This window comes from Vibrio sp. 10N.261.52.C2, from assembly GCF_041471425.1.
Taxonomy (GTDB): Bacteria; Pseudomonadota; Gammaproteobacteria; order Enterobacterales; family Vibrionaceae; genus Vibrio; species Vibrio crassostreae_C.
Genome location: NZ_JBFROH010000025.1, coordinates 1 through 19,595, shown reverse-complemented (window position 1 = coordinate 19,595; position 19,595 = coordinate 1). Strand labels below are relative to the sequence as shown.

Annotated in this window: 17 protein-coding genes; 8 read left to right on the top strand and 9 right to left on the bottom strand. The window is 44.4% G+C overall.

Annotated elements, in window-relative coordinates; all coding sequences use genetic code 11:
- Nucleotides 1–12: 12 nt before the first annotated feature.
- A complete protein-coding gene (gene frdD, locus AB4307_RS10430; RefSeq protein WP_017063167.1) occupies nucleotides 13–399 on the top strand; it encodes a fumarate reductase subunit FrdD in 387 nt (128 codons plus the stop codon).
- Between the two features lie 302 nt (nucleotides 400–701).
- Here frdD and efp read toward each other — a convergent pair whose 3' ends face one another.
- The gene (gene efp, locus AB4307_RS10425; RefSeq protein ID WP_017067165.1) at nucleotides 702–1,268 is read right to left on the bottom strand and encodes an elongation factor P; all 567 of its coding nucleotides are present in this window, start codon (nucleotides 1,266–1,268) and stop codon (nucleotides 702–704) included.
- A 33-nt stretch (nucleotides 1,269–1,301) separates the two neighbouring features.
- Between efp and epmB the strand changes: the two genes are divergently transcribed.
- From epmB to AB4307_RS10410, 3 genes are all read left to right on the top strand, one after another.
- Nucleotides 1,302–2,324, top strand: a complete 1,023-nt coding sequence (gene epmB / locus AB4307_RS10420) for an EF-P beta-lysylation protein EpmB (protein ID WP_136987099.1) — start codon at nucleotides 1,302–1,304, stop codon at nucleotides 2,322–2,324.
- 13 nt (nucleotides 2,325–2,337) lie between these two features.
- Nucleotides 2,338–2,883, top strand: coding sequence for a prepilin-type N-terminal cleavage/methylation domain-containing protein (locus AB4307_RS10415; protein ID WP_017067163.1), 546 nt, complete (start codon nucleotides 2,338–2,340; stop codon nucleotides 2,881–2,883).
- A gap of 105 nt (nucleotides 2,884–2,988) precedes the next feature.
- Nucleotides 2,989–3,477: an MgtC/SapB family protein gene (locus AB4307_RS10410; RefSeq protein WP_004733333.1), complete on the top strand. Its 489-nt coding sequence runs from the start codon at nucleotides 2,989–2,991 to the stop codon at nucleotides 3,475–3,477.
- Between the two features lie 95 nt (nucleotides 3,478–3,572).
- Here AB4307_RS10410 and AB4307_RS10405 read toward each other — a convergent pair whose 3' ends face one another.
- Nucleotides 3,573–5,051 carry a sensor domain-containing diguanylate cyclase gene (locus AB4307_RS10405; protein ID WP_017063163.1) on the bottom strand — a complete coding sequence of 493 codons (1,479 nt, stop codon included), beginning with the start codon at nucleotides 5,049–5,051 and terminating at the stop codon, nucleotides 3,573–3,575.
- Nucleotides 5,052–5,243: 192 nt separating this feature from the next.
- Nucleotides 5,244–5,801: a VC2662 family protein gene (locus AB4307_RS10400; RefSeq protein WP_048607780.1), complete on the bottom strand. Its 558-nt coding sequence runs from the start codon at nucleotides 5,799–5,801 to the stop codon at nucleotides 5,244–5,246.
- A 567-nt stretch (nucleotides 5,802–6,368) separates the two neighbouring features.
- On the opposite strand from AB4307_RS10400, the gene AB4307_RS10395 reads away from it, so the two are divergent.
- Entirely contained in the window at nucleotides 6,369–8,663 is a 2,295-nt protein-coding gene (locus AB4307_RS10395) for a hybrid sensor histidine kinase/response regulator (RefSeq protein WP_372131823.1), read from the top strand.
- Nucleotides 8,664–8,929: 266 nt separating this feature from the next.
- Here AB4307_RS10395 and ltrA read toward each other — a convergent pair whose 3' ends face one another.
- From ltrA to AB4307_RS10380, 3 genes are all read right to left on the bottom strand, one after another.
- On the bottom strand, nucleotides 8,930–10,582 hold the full coding sequence (gene ltrA / locus AB4307_RS10390; protein WP_108156761.1) for a group II intron reverse transcriptase/maturase: 1,653 nt from the start codon (nucleotides 10,580–10,582) through the stop codon (nucleotides 8,930–8,932).
- 1,132 nt (nucleotides 10,583–11,714) lie between these two features.
- The gene (gene groL / locus AB4307_RS10385) at nucleotides 11,715–13,361 is read right to left on the bottom strand and encodes a chaperonin GroEL (RefSeq protein ID WP_017061290.1); all 1,647 of its coding nucleotides are present in this window, start codon (nucleotides 13,359–13,361) and stop codon (nucleotides 11,715–11,717) included.
- Nucleotides 13,362–13,567: 206 nt separating this feature from the next.
- The gene (locus AB4307_RS10380; RefSeq protein ID WP_010433998.1) at nucleotides 13,568–13,858 is read right to left on the bottom strand and encodes a co-chaperone GroES; all 291 of its coding nucleotides are present in this window, start codon (nucleotides 13,856–13,858) and stop codon (nucleotides 13,568–13,570) included.
- A 218-nt stretch (nucleotides 13,859–14,076) separates the two neighbouring features.
- On the opposite strand from AB4307_RS10380, the gene AB4307_RS10375 reads away from it, so the two are divergent.
- The 3 genes from AB4307_RS10375 to AB4307_RS10365 all read left to right on the top strand — a co-directional run bounded on the left by AB4307_RS10375 (nucleotide 14,077) and on the right by AB4307_RS10365 (nucleotide 16,336).
- A complete protein-coding gene (locus AB4307_RS10375; protein ID WP_372131821.1) occupies nucleotides 14,077–15,420 on the top strand; it encodes an MATE family efflux transporter in 1,344 nt (447 codons plus the stop codon).
- A 133-nt stretch (nucleotides 15,421–15,553) separates the two neighbouring features.
- Nucleotides 15,554–16,039, top strand: coding sequence for a methylated-DNA--[protein]-cysteine S-methyltransferase (locus AB4307_RS10370; RefSeq protein WP_017063159.1), 486 nt, complete (start codon nucleotides 15,554–15,556; stop codon nucleotides 16,037–16,039).
- A 108-nt stretch (nucleotides 16,040–16,147) separates the two neighbouring features.
- The gene (locus AB4307_RS10365) at nucleotides 16,148–16,336 is read left to right on the top strand and encodes a hypothetical protein (RefSeq protein ID WP_017063158.1); all 189 of its coding nucleotides are present in this window, start codon (nucleotides 16,148–16,150) and stop codon (nucleotides 16,334–16,336) included.
- 15 nt (nucleotides 16,337–16,351) lie between these two features.
- Here the strand turns inward: AB4307_RS10365 and AB4307_RS10360 are convergent, their stop codons facing one another.
- The 3 genes from AB4307_RS10360 to gpmM all read right to left on the bottom strand — a co-directional run bounded on the left by AB4307_RS10360 (nucleotide 16,352) and on the right by gpmM (nucleotide 18,987).
- Entirely contained in the window at nucleotides 16,352–16,675 is a 324-nt protein-coding gene (locus AB4307_RS10360) for a nucleotidyltransferase family protein (protein WP_102427676.1), read from the bottom strand.
- Nucleotides 16,665–17,111 (bottom strand): HI0074 family nucleotidyltransferase substrate-binding subunit, encoded by a 447-nt coding sequence (locus AB4307_RS10355; RefSeq protein ID WP_102320020.1) that lies wholly within the window; start codon nucleotides 17,109–17,111, stop codon nucleotides 16,665–16,667. The genes AB4307_RS10360 and AB4307_RS10355 overlap by 11 nt, the downstream gene beginning before the upstream one ends.
- Before the next feature lie 343 nt (nucleotides 17,112–17,454).
- Nucleotides 17,455–18,987, bottom strand: coding sequence for a 2,3-bisphosphoglycerate-independent phosphoglycerate mutase (gpmM, locus tag AB4307_RS10350; protein ID WP_017067156.1), 1,533 nt, complete (start codon nucleotides 18,985–18,987; stop codon nucleotides 17,455–17,457).
- Nucleotides 18,988–19,595 lie beyond the last annotated feature (608 nt).

Sequence of the window (19,595 nt, the reverse complement as noted above, 5' to 3'; positions counted from 1 at the left end):
GGAGCTTTCGTTATGAACACAAATTACAAAGTAAAACCTGTTAACCACAACCCACAACGCTCTGATGAGCCAATCTGGTGGGGCCTATTTGGCGCTGGCGGTACTTGGTTTGCGATGATCACACCAATCACAGTTCTAGTGTTAGGTATCTTAGTGCCAATGGGCATCATCGATGCGGACGCAATGAGCTACGAGCGTGTGTCTGAATTCGCCACTAGCATTATTGGTGCGCTATTCATCATCGGTACGCTAGCACTGCCAATGTGGCACGCAATGCACCGTCTTCACCACGGCATGCACGACCTTAAGTTCCATGTCGGTGTTGCGGGTAAAGTTGGCTGCTACTTCGTTGCAGGCCTAATCAGCGCATTGTCTGTTATTTTCATCTTTATGATTTAAGAGTTAAGGGCAGATTCGAGATTCGAGTAATCGAGTATCGAAGAGCTTAAAAGCAGAAAAGCGAAAGCAGAGCTAGGTTATCCAGCTCTGCTTTTTTGTTATTTGTTGAATATCTTATCTCTCTGACTCGGCTCTGATCTTCCTGCTTTTCGTATCTCGCATCTCGTTCACACATATCTGCTCTTCCAGCTCTTCGTATCTCGTATCCCGCATCCCGCATCCCGCATCTCGTTTACGCGAATCTGATCTTGGGATACAAAAAAAGGCCGCCTAAGCGACCTTTTTCAGATACTTGAAGTCAATTACTTCACACGACCAACGTATTCGCCAGTACGAGTATCAACTTTAACAACTTCACCGATAGCGATGAATAGAGGTACGCGAACTACCGCGCCTGTTGCTAGAGTTGCAGGCTTACCGCCAGTACCTTGTGTGTCGCCTTTAAGGCCAGGATCGGTTTCTGTTACTGCGATCTCAACAAAGTTTGGTGGAGTTACTGTGATAGGGTTATCATTCCACAACGTTAGAGTACATACGTCGTTTTCAACTAACCATTTAGAAGTCTCGCCTACTGCTTTTGCATCAGCAGCGATTTGCTCGAATGTTTCGTTGTTCATGAAGTGGTAGAATTCGCCATCGCTGTATAGGTAGCCTAGTTCAACGTCTACAACGTCCGCTAGTTCTACTGTATCGCCTGACTTAAATGTTTTCTCTAACACTTTGCCTGACAGCAGTTTACGAAGTTTAACACGGTTAAACGCTTGGCCTTTACCTGGCTTAACGTATTCATTTTCGATAATTGAGCAAGGCTCGTTATCCATCATGAATTTTAAACCGCCTTTGAATTCATTGGTGCTTACTGACGCCATGATTTTCTCTTCCACATCTTTGAGTTAATTTCAATGCCGCATATCATAACCCGAAAAGTCGAATCTGTTGAGCAAAACTGGCTCAAACAACTATCGAATGCGATCTCTGACCCGACAAAACTGCTTGAGGCATTGGAAATAGACCCAACACCATGGCAAGCAGGCTTCGCTGCTCGTGAGTTATTTGCACTTCGGGTACCTCTTAGCTTTGTCGAACGAATGGAAAAAGGCAACCCACACGATCCATTGCTACGACAAATTTTACCGCTAAGCGAAGAGTTTGAGGTACACCAAGGCTATTCCGCTGATCCACTGGAAGAGCAAGACAACGCCATTCCTGGGCTACTGCACAAATACAAGAACCGTGCACTGATGATTGTGAAAGGCGGTTGTGCGATTAACTGCCGCTACTGCTTCCGTCGTCACTTCCCTTACCAAGATAACAAGGGCTCGAAGTCTGTTTGGCAAACCAGTCTCGACTATGTGGCTGCTCACCCAGAGATCAACGAAGTTATCTTGTCGGGTGGCGATCCACTGATGGCAAAAGACAGCGAACTAGAGTGGCTAATTCATGCTATCGCACAAATTCCACATGTGAAAACAGTTCGAATTCATAGCCGATTACCGGTTGTGATTCCCGCTCGAGTAACGGATGAACTATGCCAATTGTTAGCTCAAACTCGCCTTAATGTGGTGATGGTGAGTCATATTAACCATGCCAACGAAATTAACTTAGAGCTCAAACAAGCTTTCCACAAGCTTAAGTTAAGTGGTGCTACTCTGCTCAACCAAGGCGTGATGCTTAAAGGCGTAAACAACAGCGCTAACTCATTGAAAGAATTAAGCGAAAAGCTATTCGACGCCGGTATTTTACCTTACTATATGCATGTACTTGATAAGGTTCAGGGCGCAGCGCACTTCTATATTTCAGATGAAGAGGCGAAGCATCACTTTAAAGGATTAATCTCTGAGGTTTCTGGCTACCTAGTACCTAAGTTAACCCGTGAGATTGGCGGACGCAGCAGCAAGACACCGCTCGACCTACACATTGAATAGAGAAGTTGTATCAATGAAACACAATACCTCAGTTGCTCCACCAGCAACCACATCTCAACCAGCGCTTAGGTTCAGCTCAAGAGGTTTCACCATCATCGAGCTGGTCGTGGTGATCGTGATTCTAGGTATTGTGTCGGTCACTGCAGCTTCTAAATTCCTCAACCTTCAAACCGATGCTCGTATCTCGACATTAAACGGCCTTAAAGGCGGAATGGAGGGCGCAAGTGCTATGCTTTATGGTAAGACATCAGCATTGGGCTTAGATAAAGCAGCTAGCGCATCGATTAATGTTGAGGGTGACAATATCTCAGTGGTCTATGGTTATCCTGCAGCGATGAACGATCAAACTTGGTCACAGCTCATCGAATCAACCTTTCTAGATGCTGTTTGGGATACGGGTCGAGCTGACTGGTTCTTTACCAACACAGATGCAAATGATGGCATTATTCTTTATGCGCCTTCTAGCCGAAAAAAACAGGCTGATAACTGCTACCTTGAGTACCAAGAAGCGACAGAGACCACGACACCAGCCTTCACCTTAACAACAAGCGGCTGCTAGGTTTTAAGTAATCTTTATCAATCGTTAAGACAAAAAGTTTTTGTTCGATCGTCCGGTCTATTATTAGCATACTCGGCTCTATTCTAAATTTTTAGGAGGGGTGATATGTCACAATTTATAGAACAAACTCTCAACCTTGCCCCCTTTAGCTGGGCAGGCCTCGCTGCATGCATGCTGTGTGGTTCTTTAATCGGAATCGAAAGGCAAACACGTGGTAAACCCGTCGGAATCCGAACGTCGATTCTGATCATCAGTGGTACCTATTTCTTCCTCACCATGGCGATCAGCCTATCCCCCAACACACTCGATCAAGCTCGTGTGCTTGGTCAGATAATTACGGGTGTTGGATTTCTTGGGGCAGGTGTAATGATGACACTGGATGGCAAGATTCATGGCGTGACTTCAGCCGCAATTATCTGGGTACTCGCAGCATTAGGTATGATGATCGCACTAGGGCATCTTTCCCAATCGGTCATTATCACGCTAATGGCGCTAGTGATTCTGCTTGGTGTCGATAAAGTGGAAAACAGCTTCCAAAGCTTACGTCGTGGTGTGCATCAGAAGTGGATGCGAAAAGGTCGCGTGAAGAAGTAGCCTCTCACCTTGAATGAAATCTACTAGACACAATTCCTTAGAGACAAAAAAGAAGCCTAGTCAAACGACTAGGCTTTGAGTTTTTACGAAAGCGCTTAATACACCTGAATACACACCTGATTCTTACCCGCAGCCTTTGCCTTATAGAGCTGCTCATCAGACGAACGAATACTCTGGTTTTCCCACAAGTGCCCTACGCTGTCGAACTTATACAAAGAGTAAAGCGTCGCGCCACCAGACACTGAGATACTAATCTTGTCACCCGTAGGGCATCGATAACTCTGTAGGCTAATGTCGTTTTGAATTCGCTCAAAGATCGATGAAAGCAACTCAGACGATTCACCCGTAATCGCGACAACAAACTCTTCGCCACCAAATCGAGCCACGATATCTTGCTGTCTAACGCTGTTCAGCATCAACCGAGCAACATGGCAAATCACCTCGTCCCCCACTTTATGGCCATGCTGATCATTAACGACTTTGAAATCATCGATATCAAACACGCCAACACCAATAATCGGCTCTTCATCTTGCGCCAGTAATCGAGCCTCAAAACCACGTCGATTCAGCAAGCCCGTTAATGGGTCGCGCATTGCTAGCTCATTTAAACGCTGGTGCTCTTGTCTTGTATAGAAGCGCCATAGCCATAAAACCGAGAGCAGATACAAAACCAACAGTATCGAAAGCTGAATCTTCTCCATCTCCAATACATGCAGAAAGTGCTCGCTCTTATCTTCTTCAATACTCAGATATAGCTGGGTGTTAATGTCATCAACATACAGAGGCTTGGAATACGTAAAATCCATAAACCCGTATTTGTTTGCGCCTCGAGTACTGGTGACTTTATAGCCATGGGTAGGGTTCGATACTAGGTTCGAGACATAGCCATCGACACCCAACACCCCTTTAAACTCACCATTAACGTAGATTCCTTTGGTTAAGGTCACCACTTTCTGACCTGTCAGGTAGTCATCATATTGGCCGGTATACACCACTTGGTCTTGCCCTTGAGCTAAGCCAAAGCGAATCGTGTTCACCCAATAAGGCCTGCTATTCACAACCGAATCAAAGGTGTCGCCCTTAATGTAACTGGCAAAATCAGAAGGCGAAGAGATAATGAATTTCTCTTTTGAAATGAAATAAATCGCAGAGATGGTATCAATGGTATTGGCAAAATAAGCCATGGTCGGCGCGATGAACAGGCGCTTACCCGCTTCGGTATAAAGGTCCGATTCCGGGTTGCACATCTCGCGAGGGCCAGAGAACATAAAATCAAAACGAGGGGCATGTTGCTCCTCACTGGTGAAGTAACACGTCTCACCCTCGATCTTTTTGTCATGCGAGAATACGTAGGTATCCCCATGCAGTGGATAAAGCGCAGTGATGTTGTACTCAAGCGCATTTATGATCTGTGTGAGCTCCGCTAAAGAGCGTGTTACGCCTTGGTTTTCCATTCCATACTGTTTATCTGATTCTTCCGCTGAATCAACGAGCAACAAGCTCAAAACTACTAAAAAACTGGCGGTCAGGCCTAAGAAAGCCTTTTTAAAATCGACGGTATGGTGGTTAATCAAAGCATATAAATCATCATTAGGGATTTATCGCACATTGTACTCATAAGTAAAAATACTGCAATAGAAAATATAAAACAATATGCTTATCTATTTTGGAGGGGCGTTTGGATATCTATAAGAAAATGTTGAGTTGCAATAACGCCTAAGTCAGATGCACTTAGGCGTTATGAATCACTATAGTAACACTAAGCCTTACTTAGCAAAGTTTACAATCGGGAAGCACGGGAAGAAACCGTTGTCAGCACAGTTGATCAGACCAACTTGTACGCCTTCGATTTTGTTGGTTTTGTTGAAGATACCAACCTGAACCGTAGACACTTCTGAAAGGTTCGCAGCGCCAACATCAACCATAGTGTTACCTTCTGAGTAGTTGACGAAACTCACGTTCGCGCCTTTCACATCATTAGTAATGTTCACAGCACCAAGGTTAACACCCGTTGTTTTACCCGTGTTCCAGTTGAAGAAACCTAGAGATGCACCGGTCATTTCTTGGTTCACTTTTGATGCACCAAAAATACCAAGGTTCACACCTGTGGTCGTTTGCGTCTCAGACATACCAACAACAGCAAGATCAAGACCTTTAAGGTCGTTCACTTGTCCGTGAAGTAAAGCCAAGCGCACACCGCCAACAGCATCTGAGTCAGGTGCGTTGAAGCCATTGATCGTTGAAAACATAACAGGCGAAGAGGCAAATGCCGCCGGTGCCATTACTGCTGCAGACACAGCAAGTACTGAAAGTAGTTTTTTCATTGGGGAGTCTCCACTGACTTATTGTTCACTTGATTAATCCATTTTTAATCAAGCATTTATTGTCCTTTATTCAACAGCTACCCATGTTAAATCAATGTAATAACTGTACTGTTGAATATAAGCCGCTAAATCATAAAGAGCAATGGTTAAGAGCAGATGCGGGATTCGAGTGAACGAGATGCGAAAAGCAAAAAAAACAGAGACCGAAACCTCCGCTCTAACGCTTATTATTCCAAACAAAAATCTAGGCGAGAAAATCAACATGTTTCACAAGCTTATAGCCCACACACTTATTGCCGCATCTAAAGCGATGTCATCCTAAAAAATTTATTGATAAAAGCTCAACAGACCTCAGGTATTCAAAAACTAATGTTCGTAAAATTCTGAAAATAAACTAAATTCTAATATAGGAATAGAACGATATGAAACAGCGGGAATAGCATGGTTAAGGAACCTACGAATAAACAGACCATTAAAGCAATTATTTCGCGTGGTTTTTTGGCTATCGTGTTATTTTTAGGCCTCTATATCTATGTTAGCCATGCTCTGAAGAACAAAGAGCAGGACATGATTAATCTCCAGCTCAGTCTTTCTGAAGCTTATAGCGTTATGCTCTCTGTCAGACGACAAGAGCAGCAGTTTGTTTCCACAAGGCAACCAGAGATTCAAGAACAACTCAATATAAAGCGAAGTCAGCTGATCGAAAAGCTGGCTGAGATCGATGGGAAAATCGTACGAAGCGACCTCAATATTTCTTTTAATTATGCCAAAGTTGTCGAGTATCTCGACGAGTACCACACCGCCTTTACATTATTAGCCCTTGAGTTAGTCAGCATACATGGCAAGAGGGACCAACTTGGGCTCATTGAGAAACTAAAAAATGCAGCGTTGACACTTGAGCGCTTCGTACATGAATCCAATAATGTGCAGCTTGAAGAATTGACTTTAGAAACACAAGATCTCATGTATCAGTTCTTTACCGATTTTGATCAGACAACATTAGATAAGATTGTCGATTCATTGTTCAAAATCCAAGATGAAATAGAACAGAATTCCCGAACGATCAGTGCATTAGCTTCGTTTAATAATTTTAAACGCCACTTTTGGCGATTGCAGCGAGGGTTAAAGAGTGTCGGGTACAGCTCTGATAGCGGCCTCAAAGGAGAACTCACCAGCAGTATTTATCATGTTGAAGATGAGCTCAACTTACTTTTCACCGAAACACCCAAGCAGATCGCAGAGAGCCTGACGCAGATAAAGTCGTACAGCTACTTATCGACAGCCGCATTAGGAGGGGTGACGTTACTGGTGCTGCTTTATGTTGTGTGGCGTGCCAGTCAACTTGAAACTCAATTGATTGTTTCACAAGAGAAAGCACGACAAGCAAACCGTGCAAAAAGTGCCTTTCTTGCCAATATGTCTCATGAGATACGGACACCGCTTAATGGCGTGATTGGTATGTCAGAAATACTGGCAGAAACCAAACTATCCGCAGAACAGAAAGACTGCCTTGGGACTATCTATACCTCTTCTCAAACCTTACTTATGTTGATCAACGATGTTCTCGATCTGTCCAAAATTGAATCGGGTAAACTGGAAATTAATCCACATACGACAGACTTAAGAGAGCTGCTGTTTGATAGCGTGACTCTGATTTCTTCTAAAGCTTATCAAAAGCAGATTAAGTTGGAAGTTGAAATTGATGGCGAGCTCCCAGAGTACATTCATGTTGATGGGAATAAGATTCGCCAAGTGTTGATGAATTTAGCCTCAAATGCGATCAAATTTACAGAACAAGGCTCTATCGTATTCACCGCTAAATGGCTTCCATCATTGGAAACAGAGTGTGTGGTCGAGTTTTCTGTTCGAGATACAGGTATTGGTATCGCAGCAGACCAACAAGAGCACATTTTCAAAGCGTTTTGCCAAGAAGATACCAACATCACCTCCAATATTGCGGGGACCGGATTAGGGCTTAGTATTTCGTCACGTATGGTGGAAATGATGGGAGGCTCGATAAGCGTTGAGTCAGAGAAAGACGTGGGCAGTTGCTTTCATTTCCAATTAGCCGTAGTGCCATCAGATCATTCTGAACATAAAAATCGTAAACAAACCGTTGTCTATTATTCAGATGCGCCATCGAAACTTTTACTCGATGACTTGTTCCGCCTTGGTTACTCACCACAACTAAAATCAATCGAAACAAACTTGGCGGCAACTGACCTCCCAGAGATCGCTTTGATGGAAGATATTAACCAAGCCAAAACACTGCATCGCTTAGCACCAGAGGTGAAAATCATCATAGTGAAAGATAATCTTAGTGATCCTATGAGTGAGTGTCATTTTATCTCAGGCTATGTGACTCTTCCTATGCTCGGTTCCCGCTTAAGTAGCATGTTGAACTCCGTGCTTGAAAGGTCACAGCCACAACCCCCTCAACATCAACCTGAGCCGATAGAAGCGACTGTACGTCAAAAAGTCCTCGTAGTTGAAGATAACCGCGTAAATCAGAAGGTGGTATGTATCAATTTAGATAAGTTAGGGATTGAATATTGGGTTGCCAATGATGGACAAGAAGCGATTGATTTATATAAAGAGCATCATCAAGACATCGGCCTTATCTTGATGGACTGCATGATGCCGAATGTAGATGGCTTTGAGGCAACAGAGCGAATCAGGCGCTATGAAGAAAACCTGCAACTTCAGGCAACACATATCCTCGCTTTAACGGCATCCGTGCTCGATGATGATATTAAACATTGCTTCGAGTGTGGAATGAACGATTATCTTCCAAAACCATTTAAGCGTGACATGATGCTGCAAAAAATTGATGAACAACAGTTTACGCACAAGGCAGGCTGACCAAGGAGCTTTGGAAAAAAGGGTGATGGTGAAGCTGAAATACAGATACGGGATGCGAATAAATAAGGCTTAAGAGCAAAAAACGGAGACCGAAGTCTCCGTTTTCTAAAGCTTATGTGTGACTTTCTCTGCTATAGAGAAAGGGGGATGATGTAGGGTAGCAGCGACGCATTACTGCGACACCGCCCCCTAAGAACCGTACGTGCGAGTTTCCCCGCATACGGCTCAAGCCTTTATAAGCACCTACCTAAGTAAATGCCAGCAACTCAAACATGTAATTGCCTATGACAATTAATATGCAACATCATAAGATTTTCGCTATTGTCCGAACCACCATCGACTCGTCGAATGATATGGTGAACATCCCATTCATCTTCAGAGGCAAACTGCCGGTGGCATACCGCACACTGGAAACCCTGCCTTTCGGCAATCTTCCAAAGCTTCATGTTACCTGATAAAGATTTCTTCAATCTTCTGATCGTCAAACTTTCAAAATATTGCTCATCTTCTGGTAAGTAACAATTCGCTAATGCCTTAATCTTTACATGCTTGTCGATTTTCACTCTCGATGCGTAAAGCAGACGGTAGTAGCCATCTTCCTCTTTTGGTCTTGGTGCACTGAATACCCAATTCCTATCCCCTACTGACTTAAAGTATTTATCTTTAATCCAGCGTTTTCGGCGATTAGAATGGATACGTCGACACCAACGCCAAAGCATCTTCCAGATTCGGTAATCTACATACTTGAATGTCTCACTAGCACAGATCCAACGATGGTAATTACACCACCCTCTGATCATCGGGTTCAACTTGGCAATGATTGCACTCGCTGGAGCCGTTTTGTGACTATCGAGATAATCTTTTATGTTTTTCAAAAAGACTTTCACATTCTTTTTCGCAGGCTTGATTAACATCTTGCCTTTGTATTTCCGAACGTTCTGCCCTAGGAAATCAAACCCATTCTCTATATGTGTGATTAATGTTTTTTCCTTCGACAGTTCTAACCCACGATCCGCCATAAAGGCTTCAACTATTGGCAGTACTTCTTGCTCTAACAACTCTTTCGAGATGCCAGTGATGACGAAGTCGTCAGCATATCGCACATAGTTAACCTTAGTTTTATAACTAGCTTTGGTGTTTTTCTTCCCGAAATGAGATTCCAGCACCGCATCTAGCCCGTCTAAAGCCATATTCGCAAGTACAGGAGAAATAATTCCTCCTTGCGGTGTACCTGCTTCTGTTGGATTCCAACTTCCAGATTCCATAAATCCGGATTTAAGCCACTTCTTGAGTATCACTTTATCCATAGGGATATTAGCGATTAACCAATCGTGACTAATGAAATCAAAACACCCTTTAATATCCCCCTCTAATACCCATTGGGCACTACTCTTGCGACTGAGGTTTACGAAACATTGTTCAATAGCATCAGCACAATTGCGGTGAGGACGAAATCCATAGCTATGTCTGTCCGCTTTGGTTTCCGATACAGGTTCTAGCGCTAACAGGTGCAGTGCCTGCATTGCTCTATCACGCATGGTCGGTATTCCTAGCGGACGTTCTTTACCATTAGATTTAGGAATGTAAACCCTCCTTAACGGCATTGGCTTGTAGCCTTTACTCGTTAGAGATTGAATAGCATCCCATTTCAAAGTTGGTGTATTCCAAAGTACTTTGTCGACACCTGATGTTTTCTTTCCACGGTTTTCGGTTACCCGTTTTACCGCTATCGCTTTGGCAGAAAAAGAGCGTATTAACATGCGCTGTAGCTTTTTAATTTGCCTGTTATCGCCGTGTTTAGTTGCCTTCGCAATCCGTACTTGTAGCTTCTTTACTCTTTGATGGCATAGCTTCCAATTAATGGTTTGCCAGCTATCGTTCGAGTATGAGAATGCAGGTAGACACTGTGCCTTACTCATCTTGCTTTCCTCATGGTGGATCCCCCATGTGGAGTGAAGATAGATCTCCCCTAAGGGTGAAGTATCATTCACCCTTAGGGGGACAAGTATCAACCAGCGAACGAAGTTCACTAGTCATCCTTCGGCTTTACAAGCCTTCTTACGATTAAAGACCTAATGGAAGTCTGCACTCTTTCGAGTTGAGGCAAAGTCTGAACCTCTATCTTGGCGATTACAGCCAAGCATTCGCTTTATCCATCGCTCCCATACCCACTCATCCAACAGCTCCCCTTACGGGTTACCTGCCTCGAGGGCGAATAATTGGGCTTACCAAGTTCCTGTATTTGTACAATTAGTTACTTAGGTTCTACCTATTCAACGGTGGCACAACAGTAGCGTAATCCCAGATGTAAAAGGAATAACCTGTCCACATACCTTTTGGTCAGAGCGCCTTGCAGTAATCAACCTAGATTGATTGCTACAAACAAAGACATTTCGCTCGTCGCGGCTGACGTTGTTTATCAGTAGTTCACATACGTTAACCTTATAACCAAGCCTAGCCTCTCAATCGGTCGTCATTACCGATATCTGTATTATTTGCTCGCGCAAACGACACACCTTTTCAGGGAGTACATTGTCAGGAAGCTTCGCACCAATCCGTTACCAGATTCGCACTATCCCTAGGCTACTACTTGCTACAAAGTAGGTCTTATCACTCAAACTGTTGTTGAGAGTAAGACAATACAAACACAAGCTTCAGTCAATTGACTGTTGAAGCACCTCTTCTTGTTCTGTCAGCGAGGAGTACTCACTTTCAGCTAAGAAGCCAAGAGCTGCAGTTTATGAGGGCATGCCAAACCATTGGCATGTCGGTCCCATGTCTTTCCTTTTTAAAGGCAGTTTCCTGCGCGTTGGTGCCAAAGATTATTACTTTGAATGCACATCGGCATAGTTAACTAAGAGGCAGCACGCTGCCTCTGACATATTTCCGTTTCGAAGACCCTTTCGGGTATGGAGGTTGGGTGAGAGGAACTCTAGGCAGAGCGTTATCATTACATCCTCGGAGTTGATAACTAGGGCGGTTATATCCAATGATATTTCCGCCCACCTCAGTACATTATCCTGAGGAACAGTCAATGCGACCCTTGTCGCACTACATCATGCCGCCCATGCCACCCATACCGCCCATGCCACCCATATCAGGCATTGCAGGGCCAGAATCTTGTGGCTTATCAGTGATCATCGCTTCTGTTGTGATCATAAGACCAGCAACTGACGCTGCGAACTGAAGTGCAGAGCGAGTTACCTTAGTTGGATCTAGGATACCCATTGCAATCATGTCGCCGTATTCGCCAGTCGCCGCGTTGTAACCGTAGTTACCTTCGCCAGCACGAACGTTGTTAGCAACAACAGATTCTTCATCACCTGCGTTCTTAGTGATTTGACGGATAGGCGCTTCCATTGCACGTAGTGCAACACGGATACCGACGTTTTGCTCTTCGTTGTCGCCTTCAAGGCCAGCAACTTTAGATGCAGCGCGGATAAGTGCAACACCACCACCAGCAACCACACCCTCTTCAACGGCAGCGCGAGTTGCGTGAAGTGCATCTTCAACGCGGTCTTTCTTCTCTTTCATCTCAACTTCAGTTGCAGCGCCTACTTTGATTACTGCAACACCGCCAGCTAGCTTAGCTACGCGCTCTTGAAGTTTCTCTTTGTCGTAGTCAGACGTTGCATCTTCGATTTGTTGACGGATTTGAGAAACGCGACCTTGGATCATTGTTTCTTCGCCCGCGCCATCGATGATGGTTGAGTTTTCTTTAGTGATAGTTACACGCTTAGCTTGACCTAGGTCTTCTAGCGTTACTTTCTCTAGGTCTAGGCCGATCTCTTCAGAGATAACCGTACCGCCAGTTAGGATAGCGATGTCTTGCAGCATAGACTTACGACGGTCACCGAAACCAGGCGCTTTAACAGCAGCCACTTTAACGATGCCACGCATGTTGTTCACAACTAGAGTTGCAAGCGCTTCGCCTTCTACATCTTCAGCGATGATAAGAAGTGGACGAGATGCCTTAGCAACTGCTTCTAGAGTCGGAAGAAGTTCACGGATGTTCGAAACTTTCTTGTCGATAAGAAGAATGAATGGGCTTTCTAGATCAACAGAACCCGCTTCTTGGTTGTTGATGAAGTAAGGAGATAGGTAACCACGGTCGAACTGCATACCTTCAACTACGTCTAGCTCGTCTTGTAGAGCCTGACCTTCTTCAACCGTGATTACGCCATCACGACCTACTTTTTCCATCGCTTCAGCAATGATGTTACCTACTGTCGAATCAGAGTTCGCAGAGATAGTACCTACTTGCGCGATAGCTTTTGTATCTGCGCATGGAACAGAAAGGCCTTTTAGCTCTTCAACTGCAGCGATAACTGCTTTGTCGATACCGCGCTTAAGATCCATTGGATTCATGCCAGCAGCAACGGCTTTTAAGCCTTCAGTGATGATTGCTTGAGCAAGAACTGTTGCTGTAGTCGTACCGTCGCCCGCCGCGTCATTCGCTTGCGAAGCCACTTCTTTAACCATTTGTGCGCCCATGTTTTGGAACTTGTCTTCAAGTTCGATTTCACGTGCAACTGAAACACCATCTTTAGTGATAGTCGGTGCGCCAAATGATTTGTCTAGAACAACGTTACGGCCTTTAGGACCTAGCGTTACTTTTACTGCGTCAGCCAGAACGTTTACACCTTCTAGCATTTTAATACGTGCGTCATTACCAAATTTAACGTCTTTAGCAGCCATCTTAATTTCCTTTCAAATTCTTTGTTTCGGGGCGTCTCAGCGTTATCGCGTCATTCTGAACAGTGAGGGACGAACGTGATTCAGAATCTACTCAAATCGCACTCTGTTTAGATTCCAGATAATTCGTTCCTCATTTCTGGAATGACGATATGAATCATCCAATACTGGCTCTGATAACTTTTACTGAGAGTTAAATGAAAAATAGATTACTCGACGATCGCCATGATGTCGTTTTCAGACATAATCAGAACTTCTTTGCCGTCGATTTTTTCAGTTTTCGTGCCGTAACCTTCAGCAAAGATAACGGTATCGCCAACTTTTACGTCCAACGGTTGCACTGAACCGTTTTCTAGAATGCGGCCTTTGCCGACAGCTAGAATGATACCGCGAGTCGATTTTTCTGCGGCAGAACCAGTTAGAACGATGCCACCAGCAGATTTAGATTCAACTTCTTGGCGCTCAACGATAACTCGGTCATGTAGAGGACGGATATTCATCGGTCTTATCTCCTGATAATTTCCATTTAAATTTTGATAGTTGCCACGATTAGCGTGGGTCAAACAATATGTTGGGGGCGATGTGAAAGATCCCAAGGGGGGAACGAAAAAATTGTGAGCTAAAGTGCAGATTCTCACCCCTCATCTTTCCCTGCTTTTCGTTTACTCGTATCCCGCATCTGTTTATCCTACGCTTTTGGTTTCTATCGGCGTTTTGCATGCAAGATAAGCACGGGCTATTAACTGCCCCAATTGAGAGTACATTGCGTACCATGACCATACCGACCATATTCGGTATGGTGGCGATCTTGATGTTTAACCTCGTCGATACTTTCTTCATCTCATTGCTTGGCACCCAAGCCTTAGCCGCGGTGAGTTTTACCTTTCCAGTCACCTTTGCCATCAACTGCATCACCATGGGGATTGGTATTGGCTTATCGACATGTATCGGTCGATTGCTTGGCCAAGGCAGCGCACAAAATGCAGCACGCTTTACCTGTCATGGCTTATTGCTGGCTCTGCTTCTGGTCGGCTGCGCGTCTACATTAGGTATTATCGCCTTAGAACCTATGTTTACCCTGCTAGGAGCAAAGCAAGAGTTGTTGCCGCTGATATCGGAATACATGTCGGTGTGGTATCTCGCGATCCCATTTTTGGTCATCCCCATGGCAGGCAACAGCGCCATTCGTGCCAGCGGCGATACTAAAACACCCGCCAAGATTATGCTACTGGCTGGCCTTATCAATGGCGTTTTAGATCCGCTACTCATCTTCGGGTATGGGCCTTTTCCTGAACTGGGGATTCAAGGCGCTGCGATTGCCAGTGGTTTCAGTTGGTTTGGTGCTTTGTGTGGCTCACTCTACGTATTGATAGTGCGAGAAAAACTGCTTGCGCCGCCTAAGCTGACAAACATCGTCAGTGACTGGCGACAGATCTTAAAAATAGGCACCCCAGCGGCTTTGTCTAACGCTCTGAACCCACTTGCCGGCGCTATCATCATGATGATGCTGGCCAAACAAGGGACTGAAGCCGTGGCGGCGTATGGCGCAGCGCAACGTATCGAGTCCATTCTTATCATTGTGTTGATGTCTCTTACTTCGGCGCTTACGCCTTTCATGGCGCAGAACTTTGGCGCAAACAACCCACAACGCAGTTTTAAGGCACTGTTTCTGAGTATGCGTTTTGCTGTGATGTTCCAAGGTTTGATTTTCTTAATGATGGTGCCGTTGAGCATTCCTTTGGCTGCCCTGTTCTCTCAAGAAGAATCCGTCCGAGGCATATTGTGGCATTACCTGTTAGTCGTGCCCTTTAGCTATGGATTCCAAGGCATTGTGATGATGCTGATCAGTGGGATGAATGCCATGCATCAACCACTCAAAGCCTTTCAATGGAGCTTCATGCGTTTGTTTGTCTTTACCTTGCCATTCGCTTGGATAGGCAGCCAAATTGATGGTGTCGAAGGGCTGTTTATAGGCTTAGCCTTGGGGAACATTGTCGGCGGTATTTCAGGGTACTTGTTTGCGCTTCGTGTAAGGGGTAAAGCAGATGCGGGATACGAGTAAACGGGATGCGAAAAGATATAAGAGCAGATATGAGATGCGAGTAACCGTGATGCGAAAAGATTTAAGAGCTTAAGAGCAGTTACGAGATTCGAAGAGCTTGAGAGCAGAAAAAGACTAAAAAAAGGAAGATGACATGGAAGACACCACTTACAAAATGTTCTATGACGCACCAATTGGCAAGATGATCATTGTTAGCAATGGTGTGTCGCTTATTGAAATTGACCATGTAAATCACGAAGAGCTAATGATTAGCAATCCAGATGACCTTTGCCAACTGGCAGCGAAACAGTTAGATGAGTACTTCGCAGGTCATCGAATAGAATTCGATTTGCCATTAAGAGCGATAAAAGGCACTGACTTTCAAAAAGTAGCTTGGCAAGCTTTAACAACCATTCCTTATGGCGAAACCATCAGTTACGGTGAACAAGCGAAAATAATGGATAACCCAAAAGCAGTAAGAGCTGTGGGTGGTGCAAATGGCAAGAACCCATTTAGTATTGTTGTGCCTTGCCATAGAGTCATCGGCGCGAATGGAACATTAACCGGCTACACCGGCGGTATGAATCGCAAAGAGTGGTTGTTAGATTTTGAGCGTTCGATCTTAAATAAAAAGAAGTAAACCTTATCTCACTAGATCAATAATATAAAATTTCGCCATCAAGAAGCGCCATTATCACCAGACAACATATAGTCTATATTTAAAATTTCTTACAAAGAGGTGATGGTAATGTCCACTGATACGATTGAATCTTATGAAGATCGAAAGCGTAGAGATGGAGCTATAGCGCTAATGAAACTATTATCGTTTTCTATTGATGATAAAAAACATGACCGAGTCAATTCAGGTACTCAGATTCGAGATAAACTGGCAAAACGTAAACAATCGGTTCAAGAATCAACATCACCGTTACGCTGATAATAATACGTTCGGTTACTTTAGTTTAATCCCATAAGTGTCAATATGGGCAAGTAACTCGCTTGATGTAATTCTATGCTTAACGAGCAAGTCAACCTTGAATGGAAGCGACGACTGTTCTAAACGATCTTGCAAGCCTGCGACGACACTTAACGAAATCCCATGCCCCTCGATAACAATATCGATGTCGGAGTTATCTTTATAAGTTCCAAGGGCTCTAGAACCGAATACCCAGGCATGAATGACTGAGACATGGTTCAAAACAATATCCTCAATCAGCTGATACTGATGAGGCTTAAGGCCGACCGAGTCTGGTTTACCCAAATAACTATCGATCACATTTAACCTCTTGTTCGCATTGACCCTCTTGATCACATTTAAGCTTTAAATAGAGTGTGACTTGCCCTATCACTGGTGAAAATGACTCTAAGATCAGTGACTGAGCTTCAAGGACATTTTCCTCATCATAGGTGTAGGACAATAAATTTCGTTTTATGAGTGCTTCAAGCATAATCTCACACTGCTCCGAAGACAGGTGCTTAGCTTCTAAGGCCGTACGAAAAACGCTCCTCGGCGAAGCCACATCAAACCCTTCAAACTCAAGTAAGTCTTTAAGGGTCTTCCATGTCAGTTCGAAAGAAAATTCAAAAGTTTGTACTAACCCAGCGAGCTCTAACTCATTGTAGCTATCTTGTGAGCACGCTCTCTCAAGCCTTTGCTGCGCTTTCATTAAGTTTTGCAGTCGTTGCTTCCAACGGTCTGGGTTTGAGTTCATATAAACAGCCTAAATATAAGGTAAAAGACAAGTATAGTATGAGCCTTAAGCTACCTAATCATTCAAGAAATGTCACTCTTTCGATATTCATCAAGACTGTTCTTTTCGTCTTTTATTTAAGGTCGTGCCCTTCTGTTCCCCTCTGCATATTTCTCTCACCCAATTCCTGCCCTTAAGCTCTTCGCTACTCGTTTACCCGTATCTCACATCACGCATCCGTTCTTAAGCTCTTCTCATCTCGCTTACTCGTATCTCACATCTATAAAAAAGCCCGCACTTTTAAGTGCGGGCTTTCAAAATCGTTAAAGCTCAACGTGAACCGCTGAGCCAAACAACTATTTAATTACTTAACGATCACATCACCTGACATTTCTGCCGGGATTGCGATACCAGACAGAGAAAGCATCGTTGGTGCTAAGTCAGACAGCTTACCGCCCTCTTTGAACTCAACGTCTTTGCTGCCCACGTAGATAAGTGGCACTGGTAGGTTAGTGTGTGCTGTGTGGATGCCGCCCGTTTCTGGGTTAACCATCATTTCTGCGTTACCGTGGTCCGCTGTGATTAGCAGTTGGCCGTCAGCTTCTTTGATTGCTTCAACCACTTTACCCAGACATTCGTCTAGAGACTCTACCGCTTTAACCGCTGCATCATAAACGCCAGTGTGGCCAACCATGTCACAGTTAGGGAAGTTACACACGATAGCGTCGTATTTGCCGCCTTTGATCGCTGCCACTAACTTTTCAGTTAGCTCTGGTGCGCTCATTTCTGGCTGTAGGTCGTACGTTGCTACTTTTGGAGAAGCAACAAGTTGACGCTCTTCGCCTTCGAACTCGTCTTCGATACCGCCATTGAAGAAGAAAGTAACGTGCGCGTATTTCTCTGTTTCAGAGATACGTAGCTGCGTTTTACCTTCCTTCGATAGCCATTCACCGTAAGTGTTCTCTAGAGAAGCCGGTGGGAATGCACATAGAAGCGGGATGTCTGCCGCGTATTGAGTCAGCATTACGAAATCGATCGCTGGGAATACGTTACGAGCAAAACCATCGAAATCAGGAACGAATGCACGTGTAATTTCACGAGCACGGTCAGCACGGTAGTTCATGAAGATTACCGCATCGCCATCAACGATAGCGGCAGACTCTTCGCCTTCTGCTTTGATTTCAGTCGCTTTTACAAACTCATCGTTTTCATCACGAGCGTAAGCCGCTTCTAGGCCAGCAACCGCTGTATCAAACGTGAATTCTGCTTTTGCTTGAGTCAGCAGGTCGTAAGACTCTTGAACGCGATCCCAGTTGTTATCACGGTCCATTGCGTAGTAACGACCAATAAGCGAAGCCACACGGCCTTTACCTAGCTTAGCGAACAGTTCTTGGAAGCGTGCTAGTGTGTTTTCTGCGCTACGTGGCGGCGTATCACGGCCGTCTAGGAATGCATGCAGGTAGATTTTCTCTGCGCCACGCTCTGCTGCCATTTCAACAGCTGCGTAGATGTGATCTTCATGAGAGTGAACGCCACCTGGAGACATAAGGCCCATGATGTGAACCGCTTTCTCAGCTTTCACCGCTTTATCGATAGCGTTCACTAGCGTTTCAGTTTGGCCGAACTCACCATCTGAAATTGACTTAGTGATACGAGTAAGATCTTGGTATACCACGCGACCCGCACCAATGTTGGTGTGACCCACTTCAGAGTTACCCATTTGGCCATCAGGTAGGCCTACATCTAAGCCAGAAGCCGAGATTAGCGTGTTAGGTTGGTTAGCAATAAGACCGTCTAAAACTGGAGTCTTAGCGTTCGCGATAGCGTTGTCTTGGTTGTCTTCACGGTAACCGTAACCGTCAAGGATCACTAGAGCCATTGGCTTCTTAGCTGACATAGGACTGACCTCGTTCAATTCAAAATAAATCGGTATAAAAACAAATTAGCGTAATTTTACTACAGTTTACAGTCAAAACTGTAGTGGAAGATCAAGAAAGGGCGCAGGTAGGATGATCGAATGTGAAAAAAAGCGTCATTTGATGGTGACCGATACTTTGTTTCCAAACTAAAGTTTATATAAATAATCCCTGTTAGCCTAAGAATTAGATGATGGCTACTCCGTCAAGTCTGTTTTCTTAAAGCTTTAATAATCGGAGAAATCTCACAAGCTTGAGTATTTTTCATATTGCCCCCTATACCAATGCTAGTTTGAAGCATATAAATTCTGACAACTAACACCTAGCTCCCGATGATAACCAATTCCCAGAATGCTGGCCTCCATTATCGGAACTAGTGACAATGCACGCTTGGTTAATGAGCTAGTTCGCATGAGTCAAACTAGATCCGCAATGGTTGTGTTGTTATTGTTAGCATGCTCCTTCACCAATCCAAACGTCAGTGACCCAGGATTTACTAAGTTTGGTCATTAATCTAGATCTTGGAATGAAAGCTGAGTAAAACAGGTCGCAAATTGAGATTAAGCTCCCTACATAGACAGGATCTTAA